Origin of the sequence: Devosia naphthalenivorans (assembly GCF_003056355.1) — a bacterium.
Classification (GTDB): Bacteria; Pseudomonadota; Alphaproteobacteria; order Rhizobiales; family Devosiaceae; genus Devosia; species Devosia naphthalenivorans.
Window position 1 is genome coordinate 1 of sequence record NZ_PYVW01000020.1, and the last position, 25,521, is coordinate 25,521.

Annotated in this window: 23 protein-coding genes; 8 read left to right on the plus strand and 15 right to left on the minus strand. The window is 61.3% G+C overall.

The window, feature by feature from the left end:
• Positions 1–155: 155 nt before the first annotated feature.
• The 6 genes from C8264_RS19330 to C8264_RS19355 form a co-directional block, all read right to left on the minus strand.
• Positions 156–605, minus strand: coding sequence for a DMT family transporter (locus C8264_RS19330; protein WP_108462628.1), 450 nt, complete (start codon positions 603–605; stop codon positions 156–158).
• A 114-nt stretch (positions 606–719) separates the two neighbouring features.
• Positions 720–1,199 carry a peptidylprolyl isomerase gene (locus tag C8264_RS19335; protein WP_108462629.1) on the minus strand — a complete coding sequence of 160 codons (480 nt, stop codon included), beginning with the start codon at positions 1,197–1,199 and terminating at the stop codon, positions 720–722.
• 225 nt (positions 1,200–1,424) lie between these two features.
• Positions 1,425–1,976: a peptidylprolyl isomerase gene (locus C8264_RS19340; RefSeq protein WP_108462630.1), complete on the minus strand. Its 552-nt coding sequence runs from the start codon at positions 1,974–1,976 to the stop codon at positions 1,425–1,427.
• On the minus strand, positions 1,973–2,467 hold the full coding sequence (gene coaD, locus C8264_RS19345; protein ID WP_108462677.1) for a pantetheine-phosphate adenylyltransferase: 495 nt from the start codon (positions 2,465–2,467) through the stop codon (positions 1,973–1,975). Before coaD ends, C8264_RS19340 begins: the two co-directional genes overlap by 4 nt.
• A gap of 89 nt (positions 2,468–2,556) precedes the next feature.
• Entirely contained in the window at positions 2,557–5,322 is a 2,766-nt protein-coding gene (gyrA, locus tag C8264_RS19350; RefSeq protein WP_281261469.1) for a DNA gyrase subunit A, read from the minus strand.
• A 266-nt stretch (positions 5,323–5,588) separates the two neighbouring features.
• Complete coding sequence (locus C8264_RS19355) at positions 5,589–5,993, minus strand: winged helix-turn-helix transcriptional regulator (protein WP_108462631.1); 405 nt, start codon at positions 5,991–5,993, stop codon at positions 5,589–5,591.
• A 141-nt stretch (positions 5,994–6,134) separates the two neighbouring features.
• Between C8264_RS19355 and C8264_RS19360 the strand changes: the two genes are divergently transcribed.
• The 3 genes from C8264_RS19360 (at position 6,135) to C8264_RS19370 (ending at position 9,168) form a co-directional block, all read left to right on the plus strand.
• Complete coding sequence (locus C8264_RS19360; protein WP_108462632.1) at positions 6,135–7,013, plus strand: NAD(P)H-binding protein; 879 nt, start codon at positions 6,135–6,137, stop codon at positions 7,011–7,013.
• Positions 7,014–7,198: 185 nt separating this feature from the next.
• Entirely contained in the window at positions 7,199–7,726 is a 528-nt protein-coding gene (locus C8264_RS19365; protein ID WP_108462633.1) for a hypothetical protein, read from the plus strand.
• 209 nt (positions 7,727–7,935) lie between these two features.
• Complete coding sequence (locus C8264_RS19370) at positions 7,936–9,168, plus strand: diguanylate cyclase domain-containing protein (protein WP_245893401.1); 1,233 nt, start codon at positions 7,936–7,938, stop codon at positions 9,166–9,168.
• 69 nt (positions 9,169–9,237) lie between these two features.
• Here the strand turns inward: C8264_RS19370 and ssb are convergent, their stop codons facing one another.
• The gene (gene ssb / locus C8264_RS19375; protein ID WP_108462634.1) at positions 9,238–9,741 is read right to left on the minus strand and encodes a single-stranded DNA-binding protein; all 504 of its coding nucleotides are present in this window, start codon (positions 9,739–9,741) and stop codon (positions 9,238–9,240) included.
• 507 nt (positions 9,742–10,248) lie between these two features.
• Between ssb and uvrA the strand changes: the two genes are divergently transcribed.
• Positions 10,249–13,134: an excinuclease ABC subunit UvrA gene (uvrA, locus tag C8264_RS19380; protein WP_205245734.1), complete on the plus strand. Its 2,886-nt coding sequence runs from the start codon at positions 10,249–10,251 to the stop codon at positions 13,132–13,134.
• A 92-nt stretch (positions 13,135–13,226) separates the two neighbouring features.
• Here the strand turns inward: uvrA and C8264_RS19385 are convergent, their stop codons facing one another.
• Both C8264_RS19385 and C8264_RS19390 read right to left on the minus strand, forming a co-directional pair.
• On the minus strand, positions 13,227–13,640 hold the full coding sequence (locus tag C8264_RS19385; RefSeq protein WP_425430701.1) for a DUF2155 domain-containing protein: 414 nt from the start codon (positions 13,638–13,640) through the stop codon (positions 13,227–13,229).
• A 16-nt stretch (positions 13,641–13,656) separates the two neighbouring features.
• Positions 13,657–14,040 (minus strand): NADH:ubiquinone oxidoreductase subunit NDUFA12, encoded by a 384-nt coding sequence (locus C8264_RS19390; RefSeq protein ID WP_108462680.1) that lies wholly within the window; start codon positions 14,038–14,040, stop codon positions 13,657–13,659.
• 739 nt (positions 14,041–14,779) lie between these two features.
• Here C8264_RS19390 and C8264_RS19395 point away from each other — a divergent pair.
• The 3 genes from C8264_RS19395 to C8264_RS22410 all read left to right on the plus strand — a co-directional run bounded on the left by C8264_RS19395 (position 14,780) and on the right by C8264_RS22410 (position 20,018).
• Complete coding sequence (locus C8264_RS19395) at positions 14,780–18,499, plus strand: vitamin B12-dependent ribonucleotide reductase (protein WP_108462637.1); 3,720 nt, start codon at positions 14,780–14,782, stop codon at positions 18,497–18,499.
• Positions 18,500–18,574: 75 nt separating this feature from the next.
• Positions 18,575–19,165: an ImmA/IrrE family metallo-endopeptidase gene (locus C8264_RS19400; RefSeq protein WP_162783782.1), complete on the plus strand. Its 591-nt coding sequence runs from the start codon at positions 18,575–18,577 to the stop codon at positions 19,163–19,165.
• A gap of 706 nt (positions 19,166–19,871) precedes the next feature.
• Complete coding sequence (locus C8264_RS22410) at positions 19,872–20,018, plus strand: hypothetical protein (RefSeq protein WP_205245735.1); 147 nt, start codon at positions 19,872–19,874, stop codon at positions 20,016–20,018.
• A 223-nt stretch (positions 20,019–20,241) separates the two neighbouring features.
• On the opposite strand, the gene C8264_RS19410 is transcribed toward C8264_RS22410, so the two are convergent.
• The 3 genes from C8264_RS19410 to C8264_RS19420 form a co-directional block, all read right to left on the minus strand.
• Positions 20,242–20,631: a GFA family protein gene (locus C8264_RS19410; RefSeq protein ID WP_108462639.1), complete on the minus strand. Its 390-nt coding sequence runs from the start codon at positions 20,629–20,631 to the stop codon at positions 20,242–20,244.
• Positions 20,632–20,708: 77 nt separating this feature from the next.
• On the minus strand, positions 20,709–21,191 hold the full coding sequence (greA, locus tag C8264_RS19415) for a transcription elongation factor GreA (RefSeq protein WP_108462640.1): 483 nt from the start codon (positions 21,189–21,191) through the stop codon (positions 20,709–20,711).
• 60 nt (positions 21,192–21,251) lie between these two features.
• A complete protein-coding gene (locus C8264_RS19420) occupies positions 21,252–21,689 on the minus strand; it encodes an FKBP-type peptidyl-prolyl cis-trans isomerase (protein WP_108462641.1) in 438 nt (145 codons plus the stop codon).
• Between the two features lie 262 nt (positions 21,690–21,951).
• Between C8264_RS19420 and C8264_RS19425 the strand changes: the two genes are divergently transcribed.
• The gene (locus tag C8264_RS19425) at positions 21,952–23,172 is read left to right on the plus strand and encodes an MFS transporter (RefSeq protein ID WP_108462642.1); all 1,221 of its coding nucleotides are present in this window, start codon (positions 21,952–21,954) and stop codon (positions 23,170–23,172) included.
• 4 nt (positions 23,173–23,176) lie between these two features.
• Here the strand turns inward: C8264_RS19425 and C8264_RS19430 are convergent, their stop codons facing one another.
• The 3 genes from C8264_RS19430 to C8264_RS19440 all read right to left on the minus strand — a co-directional run bounded on the left by C8264_RS19430 (position 23,177) and on the right by C8264_RS19440 (position 25,393).
• On the minus strand, positions 23,177–24,526 hold the full coding sequence (locus C8264_RS19430) for an MFS transporter (protein ID WP_108462643.1): 1,350 nt from the start codon (positions 24,524–24,526) through the stop codon (positions 23,177–23,179).
• 134 nt (positions 24,527–24,660) lie between these two features.
• Positions 24,661–24,960 (minus strand): hypothetical protein, encoded by a 300-nt coding sequence (locus C8264_RS19435; protein ID WP_162783783.1) that lies wholly within the window; start codon positions 24,958–24,960, stop codon positions 24,661–24,663.
• 106 nt (positions 24,961–25,066) lie between these two features.
• Positions 25,067–25,393: a hypothetical protein gene (locus C8264_RS19440; protein ID WP_108462645.1), complete on the minus strand. Its 327-nt coding sequence runs from the start codon at positions 25,391–25,393 to the stop codon at positions 25,067–25,069.
• Positions 25,394–25,521: the final 128 nt, after the last annotated feature.

Consider the following 25,521-nt stretch of genomic DNA (forward strand, 5'->3'; position numbering starts at 1 on the left):
TCAAGGGCGAGCTTGGCTGGCTCTGAGGGGCTACAGGCTATCCGGCCCGGACCATGGCTCACGCCACGCTCCAAGGCCGATCATCGTCAATCACGGCCTCAAAGGAAACATACAAGGGGCGAGGTGAACCGGTGCCTGGCCATGCCGAAAGCCGATCAGAGCAGGCGGATCATCAGGGCGCCGGTGACGAGGAGCATGGCGCCGGCTATGCGGCCGAGGGAGATTTCGCGGACGGCCATGCCCATGAAGCCGATGCGGTCGAGGAACATGCCGCCGACGAGCTGGCCGGCGACCGACAGAGCCATGACGGCGGCGGCGCCGATCATGGGGGTGAGCATGATGTTGGAAAAGACGTAGAAGGCGCCGAGGACGCCGCCGGCGACGAAGGTCCAGGGTGCGGGAGCGCCGAAATTGATCGGGATCGAGGCGGCGGCGCTATAGATGAAGGCGATGGTCCACAGCAGGATGGCGCCCGCGACGAAGGATACGCCGGCAGCCGCGATGGGGACGCCGAGGCTGCGGCCCAATTGCGCGTTGATCGGTGCCTGGGTCGCCACGCAGGCACCGGCTATGACGCCCATCAGCGTCCAGAGGATGGCGTCCATACGCAAGCGCTGCTCCTTGAGTGGCTGACAAAAAGAACCCTCGGGTCAGGCCCGAGGGTGACGATTGTGGAAGCGACGAGCGCCCGATGAAGGCGCTGTCACTCAGCCGGACGCTCAGGCAGCGATGTCAGCGGCGACTTTGACCGAGACCATCTTGTCGGGGTTGATGACAGGCTCGCCGCGCTTTATCTGGTCGACGTTTTCCATGCCTTCGATGACCTGGCCCCAGACAGTGTACTGCTTGTTGAGGAACGGCGCGTCGGTGAAGCAGATGAAGAACTGCGAATTGGCCGAGTCGGGGCTCTGGGCGCGGGCCATGGAGGCGGTGCCGCGGACGTGGGGCTCGGCGTTGAATTCCTGCTTCAGGTTCGGGTACTTCGAACCGCCGGTGCCGCGGCCTTCGGGGCAGCCGGTCTGGGCCATGAAGCCATCGATGACGCGGTGGAACACGATGCCGTCGTAGAAGCCTTCACGCGCCAGCTTCTTGATGTGAGCGACGTGGTTTGGCGCCAGGTCCGGGCGCATCGCAATGACGACGTTGCCCTTGGTGGTTTCGATGACGAGGGTGTTTTCCGGATCGGCGTATTCAGCCATGTGCTTGATACTTTCGGTTTGCGATTGTGGGGCGGATGTAATGCGATTGGGTGATGGGTGCAACTACTGGATAGGCAACAAACCCGGTGTCACCCCGGCGGAGGCCGGGGTCCATCTTGAGATGTTTCCACCACTGCACCAAGTTCAGCCATCTCAGGATGGATCCCGGCCTGCGCCGGGATGACACCGAGCGTGTGAAGACACCGTGCGTGCAAAGAGGCTCGCTTACTTATATTCGATCTTGGCTTCGACGATCTTGTCGGGGTTGGCGACCTGGCCGTTCTGATCGGCGGGGCCTTTTTCGATGGCGTTAACGGCGTCCATGCCGGAGACGACCTTGCCGAAGACGGTGTATTGGCCATCGAGGAAGCTGGCGTCGCCTGTGGTGATGAAGAACTGCGAATTGAAGGAGTTGGGGTCCTGCGAGCGGGCAGCGCCAACAGCGCCGGGCTGGAAGCTTTCGCTGTTGAATTCGGCTTCGACATCGGGAAGTTCGGAGCCGCCCATGCCGGTGCCGGTCGGGTCGCCCGTCTGGGCCATGAAGTCTTCGATGACCCGGTGGAAAACGATGCCGTCGTAGAAGCCTTCGTTGGTCAGCGCGATGATGCGCTCGACATGCTTGGGCGCGATGGCGGGCAGCAGCTCGATATCGACGGTGCCGTCCTCAAGAGTCAGGATCAGGTGCGGCGTGCCGGTCTGGGCGAAGGCAGGTGCAGCGCTTAGGGCAGCAGCGCCGATGACGAGGGCGCCAAACAGGCGGCGAGTGATGGTGATCATTTGCTCTTGAGGGCCTTGAGAACGATTTGCGGGACGAAGGCGGAAATATCCCCGCCCATTTCAGCGATTTGGCGCACCAATGTGGCCGAGATATGCCGAACCGGGGGGCTGGAGGGCAGGAATACGGTCTGCAGATCGGGCGCCATCTGGGCGTTCATGCCGACCATCTGCATTTCATAATTGTAATCGGTGGTGTCGCGCAGGCCGCGGATGATGAGCTTGGCGCCGTGGTCGCGGGCGGCGTTGACCATCAGGCCAGAGAAATCGACGATGCGGAACTCGGTGTCGGTGCGTTTGCCGACGGGCGCCAGCACCTGCTCGAGGACGCGCAGGCGGTCGTCGTGGGCGAAAAGCGGCGTCTTCTTGCCGGGGTTGATGCCGACGGCGACCACCAGTGTGTCGACCAGCTTGCAGGCGCGCTCGATGACGTCCAAGTGCCCATTGGTCAGCGGATCGAACGATCCTGGATAAAAGCCCACCAGATTGGCCATGACGCCCTCCCCCTTGTTGTTGCAGTGGGTTTTGTCATGGGAGGCGATTGCTGGCAAGAACAAGGGGCGCCGAAGCGCCCCTTTCATTCTTATTCGGATGCCGGTGGCTCGGGAGCCTCAGGGGCTTCCGGAGCGCTCGGCAGGTCTTCTTCGCTCTCTGGCTCGCTGATGTGCTCGACGGAGACGACCTTCTCGCCTTCTGCCGTGTCGAAGACGATGACCCCCTGCGAGCCTCGCGAGACGATGCGGATCGGCTTGTCGCCGCCGACGGGCAGACGGATGGTCTGGCCGCCATCGGTGATCAGCATGATCTGGTCCTCTTCTTCCACTGGGAAGCTGGAGACCAGATGGCCGTTGCGCTTGTTGACGGCCATGGCGACGATGCCCTTACCGCCGCGGCCGGTGATCCGGTATTCGTGGCTGGACGTGCGCTTGCCATAGCCATTTTCGGAGATGGTCAGGATGAACTGCTCGGTGGCGCTCATCTCTGCATAGCGTTCCTGCGACAGGGCGCCGGCGACGACATCAGCTTCGTCGGTCGAGCTTTCCTCGTCAGTCTGCTCGCCACGGACCGCACGGCTCATCTTGAGATAGGCGGCACGGTCTTCGGCCGAGGCGTCGGAGTGGTTGATGACGGCCATGGATATGACCTTGTCGCCCTCGGCCAGCTGGATGCCGCGCACACCCATGGAATCGCGGCCCTTGAACAGGCGGACGTCATCGGTGCGGAAGCGAATGGCCTGGCCGAGTGCGGTGGTCAACAGGACGTCGTCATGCGCATTGGCGGTTTCGACGCCGACGATCTGATCGCCCTCGTCGAGCTTCATGGCAATCTTGCCGTTCTGGCGCACTTCGACAAAGTCAGCGAGCGAATTGCGGCGCACGGTGCCGCGCGTGGTGGCGAACATGATGTCGAGGTTAGCCCAGCTGGTCTCGTCCTCGGGCAGCGGCATGATGGTGGTGATGCGTTCGCCCTGCTCCAGCGGCAGGATATTGATCAGCGCCTTGCCGCGCGCATTGGCCTGCGCCAGTGGCAGGCGCCAGACCTTGAGCTTGTAGGCAATGCCGCGGTCGGTGAAGAACAGCACCGGCGTGTGCGTATTGGCCACGAACAGGCGGGATACGAAATCCTCGTCACGCGTCGCCATGCCGGAGCGGCCCTTGCCGCCGCGGTTCTGCGAGCGATAGGTCGAGAGCGGCACGCGCTTGATGTAGCCCTCGTGCGATACGGTGACGACCATATCCTCGCGGGCGATCAGATCCTCGTCGTCGAAATCGCCGACAACGTCGGAGATCTCGGTGCGGCGCGGGGTGGCGAACTGCTCCTTGATCTCGGTGAGTTCGGTGCGGATGATCTCGACCACGCGTTCGCGGGAACGCAGGATATCAAGGTAATCCTCGATCTCACCGCCAAGGCCGTTGAGTTCATCGCCGATTTCATCGCGGCCAAGCGCGGTCAAGCGGGCGAGGCGCAGTTCGAGGATAGCGCGGGCCTGTTCCTCGGAGAGGTTGAACGTGCCGTCTTCGTTGATGCGGTGGCGCGGATCGTCGATCAGCTTGATCAGCGGGGCAACGTCCTCGGCCGGCCAGCGGCGGGTCATCAACTGCTCGCGGGCCGTCGCCGGATCGGGCGCGGTGCGGATCAGGGCGATGACTTCATCGATATTGGTAACGGCAACCGCAAGACCGACCAGGATGTGGGCGCGATCGCGGGCCTTGTTGAGCAGGAAGCGGGCACGACGCGTAACCACCTCGTGACGGAAATCGATGAAGGCCTGCAGGATCTCGCGCAAATTCATCAGCTGTGGCTTGCCGCCATTGAGCGCAACGAAATTGCAGCCAAACGAGGATTGCAGCTGGGTGAAGCGGTAGAGCTGGTTGAGAACGACATCGGCCAGCGCATCGCGCTTGATCTCGATGACGACGCGCATGCCTTCGCGCGAAGATTCGTCGCGCATGTCGGCGATGCCCTCGATACGCTTTTCGCGCACGAGCTCGGCAATCTTCTCAACCATCGTCGCCTTGTTCACCTGATACGGCAACTCGGTGATGATAAGGGCTTCGCGTTCCTTGCGAATTTCCTCAACGGCAACGCGGCCGCGTACCATGACCGAGCCACGGCCGGTTTCATAGGCCTGGCGAATGCCGGCGCGGCCCAGGATGATGCCGCCGGTGGGGAAATCGGGACCGGGGAGAACTTCGAGCAGTTCTTCGGCCGTCGCATGCTCGTTGTCGAGCATGAGCAGGGCCGCGTCGATGGTTTCGCCCAGATTGTGGGTGGGAATGTTGGTCGCCATGCCGACAGCGATACCGCCGCCGCCATTGACCAGCATGTTGGGGAAACGGGCGGGCAACACGGTCGGCTCATGTTCGGAGCCGTCATAGTTGTCGCGGAAATCCACCGTGTCCTTGTCGAGGTCATCGAGCAGGGAATTGGTGATCCGGCGCATGCGCACTTCGGTGTATCGCATGGCCGCAGGCATATCGCCGTCGACCGAGCCGAAATTGCCCTGTCCTTCCACGAGCATTTCGCCCATGGAAAAATCCTGCGCCATGCGCACCAGAGCCATGTAGACCGCGCTGTCGCCGTGCGGGTGGTACTTACCGATAACGTCGCCGACGACGCGGGCCGATTTGCGGAAGGGCTTGTTGTATTCGTAGCCGTTCTCACTCATCGAAAACAGGATGCGCCGGTGCACCGGCTTGAGGCCGTCGCGCACGTCTGGCAGCGCGCGGCTCACGATCACGCTCATCGCGTAATCGAGATACGACTTGCGCATTTCGTCGGTGATGGAAATCGTCGTGATATCGGAGGGCGGCAGCGCGCCAGTTCCGTCGTTGGGCGTATCGGTCACTGGGGTGATTCTTGGTTGATCTGGTTAGCCAATATATAAGTGATCCCGACCGAAAATGCTAATTTCAGGCCGCTTGCCTGTGGAGAGCGGGCGGCGGGGCGTTTTGATGTCGGCTCACCATGATTCAATCCAGAGAATAAGCCCTCAGTAGACCTCATCCTGAGCTTGTCGAAGGACGAGGTTGTGGCACCACCAGACCCTCCACTCGCTCGACCTCGTGGTTCGACAGGCTCACCATGAGGTCTCCTGATGCACCTCAACTTGATTCAGGCCGCCTCGTCGAATACGGCGCGGGCCTCGTCGATGCGGGGGTGGTTCTGGCTGGCCCAGACGATCAGATGGCCGAAGGGCACGATGATGGATTGGCCCAGGTCCGTCAGGCGGTATTCGACGGAGGGTGGCTTGGTGTCGAAGACCTTGCGCGAGACCATGCCGTCGCGCTGCAGATCGCGCAGGGTTTGGGTCAGCATCTTCTGGGAAATGTCGGGCACTTCGCGGCGAAGCTGATTGAAGCGGCGGGGGGCGGAGGCCAGTGTCATCACCAGCAGCATGCTCCATTTGTCGGAGATTTTGTCCAGCACGCCGCGGACGGGACAATCGCCCTGCGGGTTTCCGACATTGTCGTTCCAGCGCTGGACGACTTCGGCGGCCTGATCGAGAGGTGCGAGCATGAAGTTACCTCGTGGTGACGTTGTGCGGGGAAAGTGCCTCCTTTCGCGACGAACCGATGCCGCCTAGATAGCACTCTCTATCCGATACTTACTCTCCCCAGGCATCTGCCGCAAGGATTTCGGACAATCAAGGAGTGCATCATGACGCAATTCAAGGATCAGGCGCTGCTGGTCACCGGCGCTGGCGGCAAGCTGGGCCGCTTGGCTGTGGAGGAGCTTGTTGCCAGAGGGGCGACGAAGATCATCGCGGGAACGCGGGACCCGGCCAAGCTGACGGATCTGGGCAGCAATGTAGAGGTGCGGCGCATCGATTTCGATGATCTGGCCAGCCTGGAGGCTGGATTTGCCGGTGTCGATCGGCTGCTGCTGATCAGCACGGACGGCATCGGCAAGCGCGTCGCCCAGCAGACGGCGGCGATCGAAGCGGCGAAGGCCGCGGGCATCAAGCACATCGTCTATACGTCTGCGCCAGCCGCACGGCCCGATGCAGATGCGGGTGTGGTGCCGGAACATTTCTGGACCGAGGTCGCGCTGGCGCAGAGCGGCGTCGATTTCACCATTTTGCGCAACCACATGTATGCCGAGAACAATCTGGGCAACATCAACCAGGTGATTGCCTCGGGACAATTGTTCGGGCTGATCGGCGACCGGGGCACGGCCTATGTCACCCGCGCCGATACGGCACGCGCTGCGGCCGGCGCATTGCTGTTGGCAGAGGGCAAGACCATCGAAGATGTGACGGGCCCTGCCCCAGTGACCAATGAAGACCGCGCGGCGCTCTATTCCGAACTTGGCGGCAAGCCGGTCAGGAGCATTGCCGTTACGCCAGCCGAACTTCGCGCCGGCATGGTTTCGGCGGGCGTGCCGGAAGGATTTGCGGACGTGCTGGTTGCGTTCCAGACCGATGCCGTGCTCGGCCATCATGGCGTCGTGACTGATGTCGTCGAGCGCTATTCCGGCCGCAAGCCGCAGGCGTTCGCCGAGTTCCTGCGGGCCAATTCGACGGCTCTTGCCGCATGAGTGCTTGGCCCCGGATCAATCCGGGGCCGACTTGCGTCCCAATGACCCTGACAGCGATACGCAGACCGGTTACAGCGTCGATACCGCTTACGAAGACGTGAGCATGGCCGCTTGTGGGCTCGTAGTGGCCCCGATTAGATGATCGGCGCCGATTCGGTGGTGTGGTTTGTTGGAGGCCGGTGGCCATGATCTGTTTCGGACGCCGGTCGCGTGTTGTGGCGCTGGCGGGTTTGCTTCTCGCTGCGGGCGCCGCAATGGCTCCTGCTTTCGCGGGGCCGGCAGAAATCGCCTTGCTGCAATCCTATATCGGGGAATGGCGCGGGCGCGGGGTGCTGATCGGTGCCGACAAGCAGACCGTGATGTGCCGCCTGTCGGTGACGCAGGGCAACGTGGACAAGGTCAACTATAATGGCCGGTGCATGCTGGCCGGCACGCAATTGTCGGTGGCCGGCACCATGGCCTATATCGCGGCGAGCAGGCGCTATGAAGCGGTGATGAGTTCCAATGCCAATTTCACCGGCATCGCCGTGGGACAGAAGCGCGGCGGCGGACTGGTGTTCAATCTGCGCGAGCGGGACCAGGATGACGAGGGCAAGGACCTCAACATCACGGCGCAGATCAACCTGCAGCGCGAGGCCATCGATGTCGTGTTTGAGGTGATGTACGTCGAGAACGGCGACTATCTGCGGGCAGAGGTGCCGTTCTCTCGATAATCTGCGAGAATATATCGAAGTCAGCGCCTCGTTGGTTATCGGCAAAGTCTTGAGGCAGAAGAAGTTTTAACCATCGGCAGATAGCCTAGACGTCTTGTCTTGGGAAGAATCCGTTGATAGCCGCAGAAGCGCTTTATTCAGACAACCATCGTTCTGACCACGAGGTGCATCAGAGCGCATTGGCACTTCGCCTGGAACGACTTTGTGTCTTGCTCGGCGTAGAGGGAGGCCGGCTGAGCACCATTGCTGCGGCGGGGCTTATTCCAACCGTGACCTTGGGCGAGTATGGTCCGGACATCGCGGCGCTCGAGGCTGCCGCTCTCGAACAGCCCTCCCCCTTTGTTCAAAACGGGCCCTGCCCTCGCGCTGGTTTTTATATCGGGCTGGTGCTCGCGTCCGCAGATGGCAGGCCCGCCATGCTGCTCAGCCTGTTCGATGCCCGTCCTCGTAGCGCCGAGGTCGCGCAATCCACGGCGGCCGTCGCCAGTGATGTGCTTGCGGCCGCCTTGGTGCGGCGGCAACAGGCGGTGATAGAAAAGCAGCAGGCAGTCATTGCTGACTATGAAGCGCTTGAAGAACAACGCCGGAACCTGTTCGATCGCGCGTCGGCGACGGCCAAGGTTGGCGTGTGGCAGTGCGATTTGTCTGACAACAAGCTGTTTTGGACCAACGGCGTCTACGATATCTTCGAAATCGCTCGCACCACGCCGGTCACGCGCGAATTGACGCTGGGCTTCTACAAACCGGAGTCCCGGATCGCAATGGAAGCGGCACGGGCGCAGGCGATTGCCAATTGCACGGACTTTTCGCTCAATGTGGAGATCGTGACGGCGACGGGCAAAGAGCGCTGGGTGCGGCTTACAGGTGCGGTGGAGAGCCGAAACGGCGTTGCGCATCGCATTTTCGGGATGAAACAGGACATCACGGAAGAAAAGCTGCTGGGTGATCAAACCCGCTATTTGGCGGAATTCGACGTGATGACCGGGCTGGCCAATCGCGCTCAGTTCCAGAGTTATCTGCAGGACCTTGGCAGGCACCGGATCGGTGGGTTGCTGTTGGTCGACCTGGATGGGTTCAAGCAGGTCAACGATACCTATGGGCATGCCGTAGGCGATGCCTGCATTCGGGAAGCCGCGCTGCGCCTCAAGGCCAGCTGCCAAAGCGCCGTGCTGGTCGCCCGCATCGGTGGCGACGAATTTGCGGTGCTGACGGCCAGCAATTGCACCGCCCAGGAGGTGGAGGCGCTGGCAGCAGAAATCGTCAGGACGATAGCCGAGCCGCTGGAATGCGCAGGACACGTGCTGAACCTGGGTGCGTCAGTGGGTGTCGTCCAGGGGAGCGGATGGCTTGCCGAGGATTTGTTCCGCAACGCGGATGCGGCGCTTTATGCCGCCAAAGCCGCCGGGCGCAACACCAGCAGGACATTCAAACCTGCCGCCTAGCCGGGGCCCGAACGGGAATACCCCCACAGCGAAGAAACTCACCATGGGGGCGTGTGTGGAAATCAGGCGTTAAAACGGGATGTCGTCGTCCATGCCGCCCGGCTCGAAAGCCGGGGCATTGGCCGCTGGGCGCCGGCCGCCGCCCGCGTTGTCGCGCGCGCCGCGGAAACCACCGCCCTCGTTGCCGCCACCGTAATTGCCGCCGCCACCTTCGGCATCGTTGCGGCCATCAAGCAGCGTCAGGTTCGAGTTGAAGCCCTGCAGCACGATCTCGGTGGAGTATTTGTCGGCGCCGGACTGGTCCTGCCATTTGCGGGTCTGCAACTGGCCTTCGATATAGACCTTGCTGCCCTTGCGCAGATAGCTTTCGGCCACGCGCGTCAGGCCTTCCGAGAAGATCACCACGCGGTGCCATTCGGTCTTTTCGCGGCGCTCGCCGGTGTTCTTGTCTTTCCAGTTTTCCGAGGTCGCGATGGACAGGTTCACCACCTTGCCCCCGCTCGGGAGGTTGCGCACCTCCGGGTCTGCGCCCAGATTGCCAACCAGGATGACCTTGTTCACACTGCCTGCCATCGCCTATTCCTTTTCAATTCAGCCCGGCGGCCCAGTGGCCCGGCCAGACGCTCACTTACATAGCGGATGCACTTTACTCCGCCGCCCTGCCCGACGCTCGTGCGATCTGAGGTTGTGAACAGGACTGTTATTTTCGTTCACTTTATGTTCTCAATCAGAGCACGTCAAGGCGGCGGGAAAGCTGAACCTGCTGACACGGTTTGTCAGCAGCCCTGCCCCAAGCAGCGGGCTCGTTCTCCCCTCGGCATTCACATCGATCAGCGCGTCGACGGATTGACTTGACGAACGGCAATTTGTTCCGCTTATGTTCACCAGTCAGAATCGTGCTTTGCCGGGGTGGGCGTAACGGTAAAATGACAGGCTGCCGGGCGGCCATGCATCTGGGCTGCTTGCGGCGGAGGCAAGCGACGCCTATTTGTGGGGCCTTCCCTACCTTACGCCAGCTATCGACTTTGTCGCGGTGCCGCATTTCGGCGCCTTGAGCCATGGACTGAAATGATGACGCCAATGCCCAGCCAGAATCGTGAACTCGTCGTGCGCGGTGCGCGCGAGCACAATTTGAAGGGCATCGATATCAGGCTGCCGCGCGACTCCCTGATCGTGATGACAGGGTTATCGGGGTCCGGCAAGTCGTCCCTGGCGTTCGACACCATCTATGCGGAGGGGCAGCGGCGCTATGTGGAGTCGCTGTCCGCCTATGCCCGCCAGTTCCTGGAAATGATGCAGAAGCCGGATGTGGAACACATCGAAGGCCTGTCTCCCGCCATTTCAATCGAGCAGAAGACTACGGGACGCAATCCGCGCTCGACCGTCGGCACGGTCACCGAAATCTACGATTATCTACGCCTGCTTTATGCGCGCGTGGGGGTGCCCTATTCGCCGGCGACGGGGCTGCCGATCGAGTCACAGACCGTGTCGCAAATGGTCGACAAGGTGCTGGAGATGCCCGAGGGCACGCGGCTTTACCTGCTGGCGCCGATCGCGCGCGGGCGCAAGGGCGAGTACAAGAAGGAATTGGCCGATCTGATGCGCAAGGGTTTCCAGCGCGTCAAGATCGACGGGGAATATCACGAGATCGAGGACGCGCCGGCGCTCGACAAGAAGTTCAAGCACGACATCGAAGTGGTGGTGGACCGCCTCGTGGTGGGGCCAGACATTTCCGGGCGCCTGGCGGAGAGTTTCGAGACGGCGCTGAAGCTGGCGGACGGAATCGCGCTGGTGGAATTCGCCGACCAGAAGAACGAGGACGGCACACCATACCAGGTCACGTTCTCGGAAAAATTCGCTTGCCCGGTTTCGGGTTTCACCATTGCCGAGATCGAGCCGCGGCTGTTTTCGTTCAACAACCCGTTCGGCGCCTGCCCGGTTTGCGATGGTCTTGGTACCGAGCAGAAGATCGATCCGGACCAGATCGTGCCCGATCCGACGCTGTCGATCCGCGATGGCGCCATCCTGCCCTGGTCCAAGACATCGGCACCTTATTACCTGCAGACGCTGCAGGCGGTGGTGAAGCAATATGGCGCCTCGACCGGCACGGCCTGGAACGAGCTGCCATTCGAAGTGCAGCATGCGGTGCTGTTCGGCACGGGCAAGGTCCCGGTCAACTTCGTTTATGACGATGGCCTGCGCCAATACAAGACAACCAAGCCCTTCGAGGGCGTGATCGGCAACCTTGAGCGCCGCTACAAGGAAACCGAAAGCGCCGGCATGCGCGAGGAAATCGAGAAATACATGTCGGCCAAGCCGTGCTTTGCCTGTGGTGGCTATCGGCTCAAGCCGGAAGCGCTGGCGGTCAAGCTCGATGGACTGCATATCGGGCAGGTCACGGAAAAGTCGATCCGCAACACGGCCGAATGGTTCGAGCAGTTGCCGGCCAAGTTCACGCCGAACCAGAAGCTGATCGGCGAGCGTATCCTCAAGGAAATCAACGAGCGCCTGAAATTCCTGATCGATGTGGGGCTGGATTACCTGTCCATGTCGCGCAATTCGGGCACGCTTTCGGGCGGTGAATCGCAGCGCATCCGGCTGGCGAGCCAGATCGGCTCCGGGTTGACGGGCGTGCTCTATGTGCTGGACGAGCCATCCATTGGCCTGCATCAGCGCGACAATGCGCGACTGCTCGAAACGCTGCAGCGGCTGCGTGACATCGGCAATACGGTGATCGTGGTTGAGCACGACGAGGACGCGATCCTGACAGCAGACTATGTCGTGGATATCGGGCCCGGCGCCGGTGTACATGGCGGCCATATCGTGGCCGAGGGCACGCCGCAGGACATTCTCAACCACCCAGATTCGCTGACCGGCAAATATCTGTCCGGCCGCATGGGCATTCCCCTCCCCGCCGAACGGCGCCAGGGCAAGACCGGCAAGGCGCTGAGTATCAAGGGTGCGACAGGCAACAATCTCAAGAACGTTTCGGTGGATGTGCCGCTGGGCATGTTCGTGGCCATCACGGGCGTTTCGGGCGGCGGCAAGTCGACACTGATGATCGACACCATGTATCAGGCGATTGCGCGGCGGCTGAATGGCGCGCGCGTAGTCCCTGCCCCACATGAATCGCTGACGGGCCTCGAATTTCTCGACAAGGTCATCGATATCGACCAGTCGCCCATCGGGCGCACGCCGCGTTCCAACCCGGCGACTTATACGGGGGCGTTCACGCCGCTGCGCGAGTGGTTTTCGGGCCTGCCGGAAGCCAAGACGCGCGGTTATGGGCCGGGCCGGTTCAGCTTCAACGTCAAGGGCGGCCGTTGCGAGAAGTGCGAGGGCGATGGCGTTCTCAAGATCGAGATGCACTTCCTGCCCGACGTTTATGTCACCTGCGATGTCTGCAAGGGTAAGCGCTACAACCGCGAAACGCTGGAAGTGCAGTTCAAGGGCAAGTCCATCTCGGACGTGCTGGACATGACGATTGACGAGGCCGTCGACTTCTTTTCGGCGGTGCCGACTATCCGTGACAAGTTCGTTACGCTTCAGCGGGTCGGGCTTGGCTATGTGAAGGTCGGGCAGCCTGCGAACACGCTTTCAGGCGGCGAGGCGCAGCGCGTCAAGCTTTCCAAGGAGTTGAGCAAGCGGGCCACAGGGCGCACGCTTTATATGCTGGACGAGCCCACAACTGGGTTGCATTTCCATGACGTAGCCAAGTTACTTGAAGTGCTGCAGGAACTTGTAGAGGGCGGCAATACGGTGCTGGTGATCGAGCACAATCTGGAGGTCATCAAGACCGCGGACTGGGTGATCGATCTGGGGCCGGAAGGCGGCGACCAAGGCGGAGAAATCGTTGCGGTGGGCACGCCGGAAGAGGTTGCGATGGTCGAGCGGTCGTATACGGGGCGATTCCTCAAGGAGGTGATGGAGCGCCGTCCAAATTATGCGACGAAGGCGGCGGAGTGAGTTGCGCAATCGGTTGTTCAAGGGTCTAAAGGCGCGATGTCCTCTGTGGGGCGTCGTACCTGAAGACTGCGGGTAGACTCCGTGCCCCTCGCCTACCGCGCATCCGGCGGCGGGACGTCGGTGCTGGTTTTGCATTCGATGAGCCAGACGTCGTAGACGGCGTGGTCGACGGCGTTCAGTGCGGGGCTGTCGGCGAACATCCAGCCGGTGAAGATGCGTTTGGAGGTGCCTGTGAGGCTGCGCTGGTCGACTTCGAGGAAAGCCGAAACACGCTGGGACTCGGTGGGCGGGCGGCTGTAGCAGGCGCGGGGTGTGAGTTCCAGGGCGCCGAACAGCACGGTCTCGTCGATATAGACGTCGAAACGCGTGATGCGGCCGGTGATCTTATCGAGGCCGGCAAAGGTGGCGATTGGATTGGCTATGGGCTGCGCCCAAGCAGGCGCTGCCAGGCTGACAAACGCCACGCCCGCAGCCAAGGGCAGCAGTGCTGCTAGAAGAGCCGGCAAGCGCAATGCGCCGGCCTTATTCTGGTGACCAGGCTTCGTAGTCACCGGTCACGCGTGGGCGTTCGCCCTTGTTGAGCAGGCTGCCATCGGGGCGGTAGGCCTGGGCCGTTCCGGTCAGATTGGGCTCGCGCGGCTTTTCCCAGGAGCGGGCCACATATTTGTCCTGGGTCGGAAGGACATCGGTGCGGTGATGAATCCAGCCGTGCCAGCCAGCGCCGATGGTGCTGGCGTCGGCGTCGCCGTTATAGGTCACGTAACGGCGGTTGGCCTTCTTGTCCTGGTAGTAGCGGTTGCCGTTCTCGTCGGTGCCCACGAAATCGCCGAACCGCCAGATCCAGAGACGCGTCCCCCAGGTCTGGCCGCTCCACCAGGAGAAGATTTCCGTCAGAAACTGCTTGATACCGGTCTTAGCCAATTGTCGATTCCGCCGTCGAGGTCTGCGATTGCGCCGGGTGTATCATGGGCCATCGGCCGAGCCTAGAAAGAAGTGCGGCAAAGGCGAGGGGATGGACGAATGGGCCAGGCAATTTGGTGATATTGCCGGTTCATTTTACCCTCACCCTTCAATGGGGAGAGGGGTGAAGGCTTCACGGCAGGAACACCGGCGCTGAACCCCTCATCCGGCCCTGCGGGCCACCTTCTCCCCTCAGGGGAGAAGGGAAGGCAGGCGTACACCACATGCCGCTTTTTTCGTCAGCTGTTCAAGGAAGTAGCAACACCACCAGTGCGTACCCGGCGCGCCTCCGACACTATACCTTGTGTCATGCAGATCTGTTCAAATCTGCAAAATTTATACGCTTGACAGACCCGTGGCCGAGTCTGCCTTCGCCCCCTCTCTCAAAAGAGTCAAGGAAGCCGCGGCTTTGGCGCCAGCAGTTATCAAGCTGCGCAATGCGGATCGAGTTTTTTAGCTTTTCGTTAATCATTTATGACGCTTGCGAGTTATCCACGCTATTCCCATATATAACACTACATTTTGCGTCATCCATAGGCGCGGTCACCAGCAGTGGTGTGGAAAAATTGGCGACGCGTAAAAAATCTTCGAGTCGACTCTGGGGCAAAACGGGCTTTGAGTGAACCCAACACGACCCGCGAGTCTAGGCTTGCGCTCGGCCCACCAAATCAGACGAGTTACTATCATGCGCATTGAACGCCGCTTTACGTCCGCCGGTCAGGATCGTTACGGTTCGATCGAATTCCGTTCGGCCACCAGCGAAATCCGCAATCCCGATGGCTCGGTGGTATTCAAGCTCGAGAACATCGCCATTCCTTCGGCGTGGTCGCAGGTGGCTGCCGATATCATCGCGCAGAAATATTTCCGCAAGGCCGGCGTCGCCAAGGTCCTGAAGAAGGTAGAGGAAAATTCCGTCCCGTCCTGGCTGTGGCGCTCCGTGCCCGACGAGGCTGCGCTCGCCAAGCTGCCGGAAGCCGAACGCTACGGCTCGGAAATGGATTCGCGCCAGGTGTTCGATCGCCTGGCCGGCACCTGGACCTATTGGGGCTGGAAGGGCGGCTATTTCGCCAGCGAAGAAGACGCCCTCGCCTTCCGTGATGAATTGGCCTTCATGCTGGCGACGCAGCGCGTGGCGCCGAACTCGCCGCAATGGTTCAACACGGGCCTGTTCTGGGCCTATGGCATCGATGGCCCCGGCCAGGGGCACTTCTATGTGGACCCCTTCACCCACAAGCTGGTGGCGTCCAAGAGCTCCTACGAGCATCCGCAGCCGCATGCCTGCTTCATCCAGTCGGTCAATGACGATCTGGTCAACGAGAACGGCATCATGGACCTCTGGGTCCGCGAGGCGCGGCTGTTCAAGTATGGCTCGGGCACCGGCACAAATTTCTCGGCCCTGCGCGGTTCGGGCGAAAAGCTTTCGGGCGGCGGCAAGTCGTCTGGCCTGATGAGCTTCCTCAAGATCGGCGACCGGGCAGCGGGCGCGATCAAGTCGGGCGGCACGACGCGCCGTGCGGCCAAGATGGTGGTGCTCGATATCGACCACCCCGATGTCGAGGAATACATCAACTGGAAGGTCAAGGAAGAGCAGAAGGTCGCGGCGCTGGTCACCGGCTCCAAGGTCGTTTCCAAGCACCTCAAGGCCATCATGAAGGCCGCCGTGAACTGCGAAGGCAGCGGCGACGACTGCTTTGACGTGGCCAAGAATCCGGCGCTGAAGCGCGAAGTGCGTGCGGCCAAGAAGGCGCTGGTGCCGGAGAACTACATCTACCGCGTCATCCAGTTTGCCAAGCAGGGCTATACCGATATCGAATTCCCGGTCTACGACACCGATTGGGATAGCGAGGCGTACCTGACCGTTTCGGGCCAGAACTCCAACAATTCCGTGCGCGTGACGGATGACTTCCTGCGCGCCGTCGAGGGTGATGGCGACTGGGACCTCAAGGCACGCCAGTCCGGCAAGGTGACCAAGACGCTGAAGGCACGCGATCTGTGGGAACAGGTTGGTTACGCGGCATGGGCTTCGGCTGACCCAGGTATTCAGTATCACACCACGATCAATGAGTGGCACACCTCGCCCGAAGCTGGTCCGATCAATGCGTCGAACCCCTGCTCGGAATACATGTTCCTCGACGATACGGCGTGTAACCTCGCCTCGGTGAACCTGCTGCCCTATCGCAATGCCGATGGCTCGTTCAACACGCCGGCCTATGAGCACACCGTGCGGCTGTGGACCATCGTGCTCGAAATCTCGGTGATGATGGCGCAGTTCCCGTCCAAGGCGATTGCCGAGCGCTCGTTCGAATATCGTACGCTGGGCATCGGCTACGCCAATATCGGCGGCTTCCTGATGACTTCGGGCATTTCCTATGACTCGGCCGAGGGCCGCGCCATTGCCGGTGCAGTCACTGCCATCATGACGGGCGTCTCTTATGCGACGTCGGCCGAAATGGCCAAGGAGCTGGGCCCGTTCAAGGACTATAAGCGCAACGCCAAGCACATGCTGCGCGTGATCCGCAACCATCGCAATGCCGCTCACGGCAATGCGCAGGGTTACGAGAACCTGTCGATCAATCCGGTGCCGCTGGACCATGGCTCGCTGATCGACGCGAACCTTTCCGAACGCGCCAAGGTGGCGTGGGACAACGCGTTGGCGCTGGGCGAAAAGCACGGCTACCGTAACGCGCAGGTTTCGGTTATCGCGCCGACCGGCACGATTGGCCTGGTCATGGATTGCGACACCACCGGCATCGAGCCTGATTTCGCGCTGGTGAAGTTCAAGAAGCTGGCCGGTGGTGGCTACTTCAAGATCATCAACCGCGCCGTGCCACCTGCCCTGCGCACGCTGGGCTATTCGGAGGCGCAGATTGCCGAGATGGAGGCATATGCGGTCGGCCATGGCAATCTGAACCAGGCACCGGGCGTCAATCCTTCGACGCTGCGCGCCAAGGGCTTCACCGACGAGAAAATCGCTGCGCTCAACGCCGCGACGGCCTCGGCCTTCGACATCAAGTTTATCTTCAACCAGTGGACCTTGGGCGTCGATTTCCTGAAGTCGCTCGGCGTGACCGATGAAAATCTCGCCGATTTCAGCTTCGACCTGCTCTCCTTCCTCGGCTTCTCCCGCGCGGATATCGAGGCGGCCAATATCCACGTTTGCGGTGCCATGACGCTGGAAGGCGCCCCGCACCTCAAGGCAGAGCACCTGCCGGTGTTCGATTGCGCCACGCCATGCGGCAAGATCGGCAAGCGCTACCTGTCGGTGGAAAGCCACATCCTGATGATGGCTGCCGCGCAGCCCTTCATTTCGGGCGCCATTTCCAAGACCATCAACATGCCCAATGACGCCACGGTGGAAGACGCCAAGGAAGCCTACATGCTGTCCTGGCGGCTGGCGCTCAAGGCGAACGCGCTTTATCGCGACGGCTCCAAGCTGAGCCAGCCACTGAACTCCTCCGTGTTGGCTGCGGCCGATGACGAGGAAGACGAGGACGTGGTGGAAACCCTCACCGCCATGAATGCCGATGCCCGCGTGCCGGCGATTGCCGAAAAGATCGTCGAGCGCATCATCGAGCGCGAAGTGGAAATCCGCTCCCGCGAGAAGATGCCGGACCGCCGCAAGGGCTACACCCAGAAAGCCGTCGTCGGCGGCCACAAGGTCTATGTCCACACCGGCGAATATGCCGATGGGCGCCTGGGCGAAATCTTCATCGACATGCACAAGGAAGGCGCTGCCTTCCGCGCCATGATGAACAATTTTGCCATCGCAATCTCGATCGGCCTACAATATGGCGTGCCGCTGGACGAATATGTGGAGGCCTTCACCTTCACCCGTTTCGAGCCCGCCGGCATGGTCATGGGCAATGACCGCATCAAGAACGCGACCTCGATCCTTGACTATGTGTTCCGTGAACTGGCCGTGTCCTATCTCGACCGCGACGACCTTGCCCACGTCAATCCGGACAGCCCGACTTCGCTCGGCAAGGGCGTTGCCGAAGGCCAGGATGCGCGCAGCAATGCGCCCGCCCCTGCCCCGGTGCCCGCCGAGCGCTTTGTCTCCCGCGGCATGACCCGCGGCAAGGTCAACAACAAGAGCCTGATGATCGTCTCGGGCGATCATCAGTTCAATCCCGTGCAGGCGATGCAGACCTCGACCGTGACGGCCCTGCGCACCGCCACGGCGCTCAAGGTGGACACTCAGTTGAGCCCCTCGGCCTTCGCCCCGGCAGAACTGAGCCCCATCCCAAGCCCGCCGCCGTCCAAGGATGCGGGATTACTGAGGGCCGAGGCCCAGATGAAGGGCTATACGGGGGATCAGTGCACGGAGTGCCACAACTTCACGATGGTGCGGAATGGCACGTGTCTGAAGTGCGATACATGCGGGACGACGACTGGGTGTAGCTAACTTACCTTGGCCGCAGCGAGAAGAACTCGCTGCGGCCAAATGGTTCAACGAACAAATCAAGTACGGAGAACTACGGTGACAAGAATCGACAATTTTGCCGACCGCTTGCGCGAACAACTTGGAATCCCGGACGATCTGCGGCCTGATGCTCTCGACGTGTTGCGTCGTATGAAGATCAGCAAGGTGATTTCTGATTATGCAGAAGATCCCGAGGCAGTCGGCCGCGATGCTCGTTGGGATGCGGACAACCGTGTCATCTACCTGTCGACCGCCCTATGGAATGCTGTTCTCGACGGTAACGACTACGATGCGAGGTTCACGGTGTTGCACGAAGTGGGGCACGCGGTCTTGGGCCACACTCATCGGAATCGCCTTACAGCCGGCAAACGCCAGTTCGGACGGTTCGTCGAAGCAGATGAGTCGGACGCCGATCAGTTTGCATTGGCATTCGCTATTCCGCTCAAGTTTGCTGCGCTCGCAAGCACATCTGGCATCGCGTCCCTAGCAGACCAATTCGGACTGCCTCAGGCTCAGACAAGTCGGCGTGTCGTAGATCTCCAGCGCGACCTGCGAGTATCGCGGCGGCAAACAACTGAACATGACATCGACAATTACACCGACGCTATGAGGGCCATGCGAATCAACGCTATTAACTGGAACTCATAGAAGAGGAATCGACTCAATTCCCGGCCCGCGAACCGCTTCCCATCTAAGGGATAAAGCTGTGGAAAAACAGTATTCCACATGAATCCATTGTTTGAGCTTGAAGTGGGCAAAACCCCACTTATAGTGGATCAAACGGAAATTGTACCTGTATCTAGTACGTCTTGCTTTGATAGTCCCGATTCTAGGCTTGACGCAAGAGCGCTGTGAATAGTGAAGGATTTTGTCTGCTGGACTCACCTATGACTTCAGCAGACCATCAAAGAATAAGGGCAGCATGAGTTGTGATCACACCGCCCTAATAGAACAGCCTAGGCGGACCCGCCGCCCTTGCGTCCATGTGCTTTGGTAAGCGTGGACATGCTGTTCTCCAGAGCAACCGATGTCAAGCGGACGAGATGCCGCGTGGCACAAAGTGATGCGGGACAAAGGAGAATGTCCAATGGCCTATCATTACGTGAACAAGAACGCCCAATCGAATGGCGATCACGAAGTTCATGCAGCCGGTTGCAGTTTCATGCCGGCTTCTGAAAGTCGCATCTATCTTGGCGATTTTTGAGCTGCACACCAGCGGTAGTGGAAGCTAAGCGGTACTACAGTCAGTCAAACGGCTGCTTTTACTGCAGTTCCGCTTGTCACACCCAGTAGTTGAAACGAAGACGGCGAGGGCCAACGGCCCTCGCAATTTCCCATGCAACTGGAGATACCCATGTCCAAGGACAGGAAAACGTTTGATGTCGGCCGCGATTCTAAATCGGGTCAATTTATCCCGGTGAAAGAGGCGGATCGCCGCCCTAGCACCACAACCGTCGAACGGGTTCCAAAACCCGGCTACGGTGACACGAAGAGCAAGTAGAAGTCTGCGTAATGGGGCACCAGCGGTGCCCCATTACATTTACACGTCGAGGGAAGGGTAACTGCGTAACAACACCCACCATGTTATTCCGGCGGCGGCCGGAATCCATCCTGAGATGCCCAGACACTCCGTGAACGTGGCAAGATAACAGGGTGGACCCCGCCGTCGCCGGGGTGACATTAGGGCGGCGTTGCAAATCCAAGCGGCCCCGAGCGTTGCTCGACTATTCCTCGCGGCCCCTGCCCGTGCGGTCGTGTTTGTATTGCCGCATTCGTGGAAAATTGGGCAGCCAGGTTTCGCGCCTGGTGGTCCAGCATTCGTAGCTGGGCGTTAGCTGGTTGGGTTCATCCAGGGCGCCCAGATATAGCTCTACCTCGTCGCCGCTCCGGGCGAAGACGGAGGAGCCGCAATTGGGGCAGAAGTGGCGGTCGCGGTAGTGGTGGGTCTCGCCGGTGATCGTCACGGCGTCCCGTGGGAAGATGGCGGCGGCGTAGAATGGGGCGCCGTGGTGCTTGCGGCAATCGAGGCAGTGGCAGATGCCGACACGGTATGGGTGGCCGGTCGCGGTGACGCGGACTTTGCCGCAGAGGCAGCCGCCGGTGAACTGGTCCATGTCGCATCCCCCTGAGGTCAAATTCTCCCGAGGGTAAGGCCGGCGGCCTTGTCGTGGCAATTGCCGGAGCAAACGCACTAGGAGATTGCGGTGATCTCGAGTTCCTGTTCTCCCAGGCTCACCACATCGCCCAGCGCCTTGCCCATCAGGGCGCGGGCGATTGGCGAGGCGTAGGAGATTGATCCGGCTTTGGGATCGGCTTCGTCTTCGCCCACGATTTTGTAGGTCTGCACGCGGCCATCGTCGCGGCTGAAGGTGACCGTGCTGCCAAAGGCGACTGCCGTGTTGCTGGTCGGCGCGGGTACGAGTTGGGCGGTGCGCAGACGTTCGGCGAAGTAGCGAAAATCGCGGAAGGGATTGGCGGCCTGGCGGCGGCGCTCGTTGACGTCTTCGATCAGCAGGGCAGCTTCGTAGGCGGCGCGGGCCTGGGCAAGCTGACGTTCAAGCGCGGCAAGGCCGGCAGCGGTCACCAGGTTCGGCCCGGCCGGAATGGGCCGGTCGGGCAGCATGGTTTCAGCGGCCGTTTCGGCACTGTCTTCCTTGGTGAAAGCGACGCTCAACGGGAATTCCTTTGGACCGGTAGCCAGTGGGGAATGGTCCCCACCGGCGCAGCAGATAGCTTAGGCGGCCTCGACGATTTCGACGAGTTCGACGTCGAACACCAGATCCTGGCCAGCGAGCGGATGGTTGGCGTCAACCTTCACGCTTTGGTCGTCCAGCGCCACCACGGTGATGGGCAGCATGCCGCCGTCGCTGGTGCGAGCCTGCAACTGGGTGCCGACCTTGACGTCGATGCCGGAGGGCACCTTGGCGCGATCCAGCGTCTGCACGGCTTCGGGGCGGTGCTGGCCATAGGCCAGATCACATGGAATGGTGACCGTGCTCTTGTCGCCCGGGGCCATGCGGGAAACTTCGGCTTCCAGGCCCTTGATGACCTGTCCCTCGCCGAGGGTGAACTGGAGTGGTTCGCGCCCTTCCGAGGAGTCGAACTGGGTGCCGTCGGTGAGGCGTCCGGTATAATTGATACGTACAACGTCGCCCATTTTGACTTGGGTCATGGCTGTGTCCTTCTGTGAATGCGGGCGGATTGCTCGACGCCCTTCCAGTGAGGCCGCGCACAGGAGCGCACGACAGCGAAGCGCGTAATGTAGGCACTCCAGGCGCGATGTAAACCGCAGCCGGGCAAAAGAGCCGTTCACGAGGGCCAAGCCTGGCCGCGGAGAAATCGGAATTCGTAGCGAAAATAATCTGTCCATGGCTGTCGGTCTCGGCATGGCTCGCTCGTCTATGATACAATTGGACGGCTGGAGGGAACGGCAAATGGAACGGCATTATGGCTGGGTGATCGTAGCAGCGGGAGCGCTGATCACCTGCGTAGCGGCGGGGTCGATGTTCGCCCTGCCGGTTTATCTGCAACCCATGGCCGAGGAGACCGGCTGGTCACGGGCCGGCATTTCGGCGGCCATGACGGTGGGGTTCATCGTCATGGGGGTTGCCGGCTTCGCCTGGGGTACCCTCAGCGACCGCATCGGGGCGCGGCCCGTGGTGCTGATCGCTTCGGTGATGCTGGGTCTGGGGCTCTTCATTTCGAGCCGCGCCAGCAATCTGCTGGTGTTCCAGATTGCCTATGGCGGGCTGGTCGGTGGCGCGGGCGGCGCGTTCTTTGCGCCGCTGATGGCAACCACGATCGGCTGGTTCGACAAGCATCGCAGCCTCGCCGTGTCGCTGGTATCGATCGGCGGCGGCGTGGCGCCGATGGTGGTTACGCCCCTGGCCAGTGTCCTGATCGGCATTTATGGGTGGCGCATGGCCATGCTGATGATCGCCATCGGTGCCTCGGCCATCATCATTCCCGCGGGCTTCCTGATCCGCCGGGCCCCTGAGGCCGCCGCCGCGCCGCAGGTCAGCGGAACCGTGGAGCATGCGGCCGTGCCGCGGGAGACAGGCATTGGCTCGGTCATGCGCAAGCCGCAGTTCATCGTGCTGGCGGGGACGTTCTTCTTATGCTGCGCCGCCCATTCGGGACCGATCTTCCACACGGTCAGCTATGCCATGCTGTGCGGCGCCTCGGCGTTGGCAGCGGCGAGCATCTATAGCGTGGAGGGTGTTGCGGGGCTGTTTGGCCGCCTGATTTTCGGCGTGCTGGCCGATCGGTTGGGCGTCAAGCGGGTCATCATCGGCGGCCTCGTGCTGCAGGCGCTGGGCATCTACACTTATATCTACGTTACCCAGTTGCAGGACTTCTACATGCTGGCGGTCGTTCTGGGCCTCGCCTATGGCGGCGTCATGCCGCTTTATGCCGTGTTGGCGCGCGACTATTTCCCTGCCCATGTCATGGGTACGGTCCTGGGCGGCATCACCATGACGGCTAGCCTGGGCATGGCGTTCGGGCCGGTCGGCGGCGGGTGGATCTTCGACACCTTCGGCGATTATCACTGGCTTTACGTCAGTTCCGCCGCGATCGGGCTGGCGGCGGCAGCGGTTGCCCTCACCTTCCCCCGGCCCAGCGTGCCAAACGAAGGTCAGCTGCAGCCGGCCTAGCCGATCAGGCGGGGCTCACTTGTGGCGCCCCGCCGTCCGCATCATCATTGCTGTTGCCGGCGTAGGCCGCCGAAAGATCGCGATAATAGCGCGAGTTGAAGGCGAGGATGGTCAGCATCACGCCCAAGAGCCCCGCAACGGTGAACACCAGCGCGATGCCGCGAGCCGGACCTGTGCCAAACCAGTCGCCGATGGCGTCGGCTCCGGCCCCGTCGGTCATGAACGGAATGACGATGAACTGGGTCAATGGTCCGATGAGAAACGCGGTCAGCGGCGATGCCGATTGTTCGACCGACTGGGCGAAGCCGAAGACGCGGCCCTGCCGCTCCGGCGGCACCACTTTTTGCAGTGTCGTGTGCTCGGCCGCTTCGGCATAGGGCCCCAGCAGCATCCAGACAAAGCATCCGCCGGCCAATAGCCAGATCGAGGGCTGGATGGTGAAGACACAACACACCGCCCAGGTGATGAGGTTGACCAGGAGCAGGGTCCGTAGCGGGTTCTTGCCCAGGCCGGTCCGCGAAATGATGATGCCGCTGGCGATGAACGCTGTCGAAAGGACGCCGAACAGCAGGCCCCAGACTTGCACCGAGACAAGCGACAAGCCATAGGCATCGAGCAGCGCCATGAAGATGCCGCCGAGAAAATTGTTGAAGGTGGCAAAGAAGATCAGCGCGAACAGTCCGGGCACTGCGGCGATCACCCGGATCGTGCCCCTGATGTCCACGGTCCGGGGCGCTGCCGGAACGCCGGGCTCCGCCGCGACGCGTTTCTCGTCGATATTGACCAGGGTCAGGTGGAGGAAGGCCAGCAGCGACAGGGCCAGGGCCATCAGCAGCACGGCCAGCATGCCACCATAGGCAACGAGGAAGCCGCTTATGACCGACGTGGTCAAAAAGCCGATGCCGCTCACCATGCCGACAAGACCGTTGGCCCGGTCGCGGCGGTCTTCGGGGATCATGACGGTCACCAGCGTCGGCAGGGCTATGGAGCGAATATTACCCGCGATCACGCCAAGCATGATGAGCAGGACGAAACCCCACAGGTAAGGACCGTACGGGTCCGCGAAGGCGGCCTCGGGCTCCAGCAGCAGCATGACCATGGAAAGCCCATAGAAGCCGAAGGACACTACGCTCGAGCCGAGCATTACGAGCTTTTTGGGATTGTGGTCGACGATGCTGCCCAGCCAGAAGCCGAAGCCTGCGGTAAACACCAGATAGATGCCGGCAATCATGCCCGTGGCGAACACCGACTGCGTCTCGATAAAGACCCAGAATGTCAGCGCAAACCAGACGGTGTAGTTGGTTACATTGGCAACGAGGTTGTTGCCAAGGACCTGATAAAACGGATTGTTCATGGTGCACCTGCTGCTGGCCAACCCACGCTAGCGGGCTATCGCGACTTGCTCAAGCAGTAGCGTTTTGTCGTGCCAGGATGCGTCAGTAGCGGCTCAAGACTTCGGGGTTTGTACCCCACCAAACGCGCCGACCTCTAGAGGTCCAGCGCTCGCGGCCAGTAAACATCGCTGTCGAAGTCGGCAGGGATGGGTGAAAGCCGCGAGATTGCCTCTGCCGCGAAGCCCACCTGCAGGGCAAAGTGGCGAATGTGCGCGGGCATGGGCTGGCCGGTGATAAACTCCCGGGTGCGCCATTCATTGAGTTTGACCGATCGCAGGCGACGGTTCGCTTCGGCCTCGACGTCCGCGACCAGCACCGGAACTCGAACTGCAGAGGCAGTGTGCCGCGCTGGCTCGGTCCACTCCCTGCTATTGTCGATCACTGCGAAACGCACGTCTCTCCCCTGCACTATCCCGTCGGGACCATCGGCATCGCCGATTTGATGCAGATTGTCACAATCACCTTACCGAACCGGTAACGGTGCTTGCCGACGGGAAGTACTAACGATTTTGTGAGGATTTCTTGTCGCGCCGGGCGCGGCTCCATGTGGTCCACCTGCGGCCACCACGAAGGATGGCGAGGTTTACCGGTCCCTGCAGGAACACCAGATCGAGAGCCAGCAACAACAGACCCAGCGGCAGCATCCATATGCCCAAAACGGGCAGAAAGCTGAAAATACCACCGAGAACCAGCAGGATTCCCAGCGGTATCCTGATCCAGCGCGCGCCGGGACGACGGATACGCTCAAGCCAGTTGGCAGCGAACTTGGGAATCCGGCGCTGCAAGCGGTCGAACTGGCGGTCGAGACGGTGTCTGGCTTTGGACATGGCGCCCCCTCGGATCACGTAGCGTTAGTTTCATCTAGGAAGTCTTGGCTTATTCGCCAAGTGTCTGCGACGCAAACACCCAGATGGGCGAAAGCCGGCAAGTTTGGAACTTCCATGTCTTATGCCGA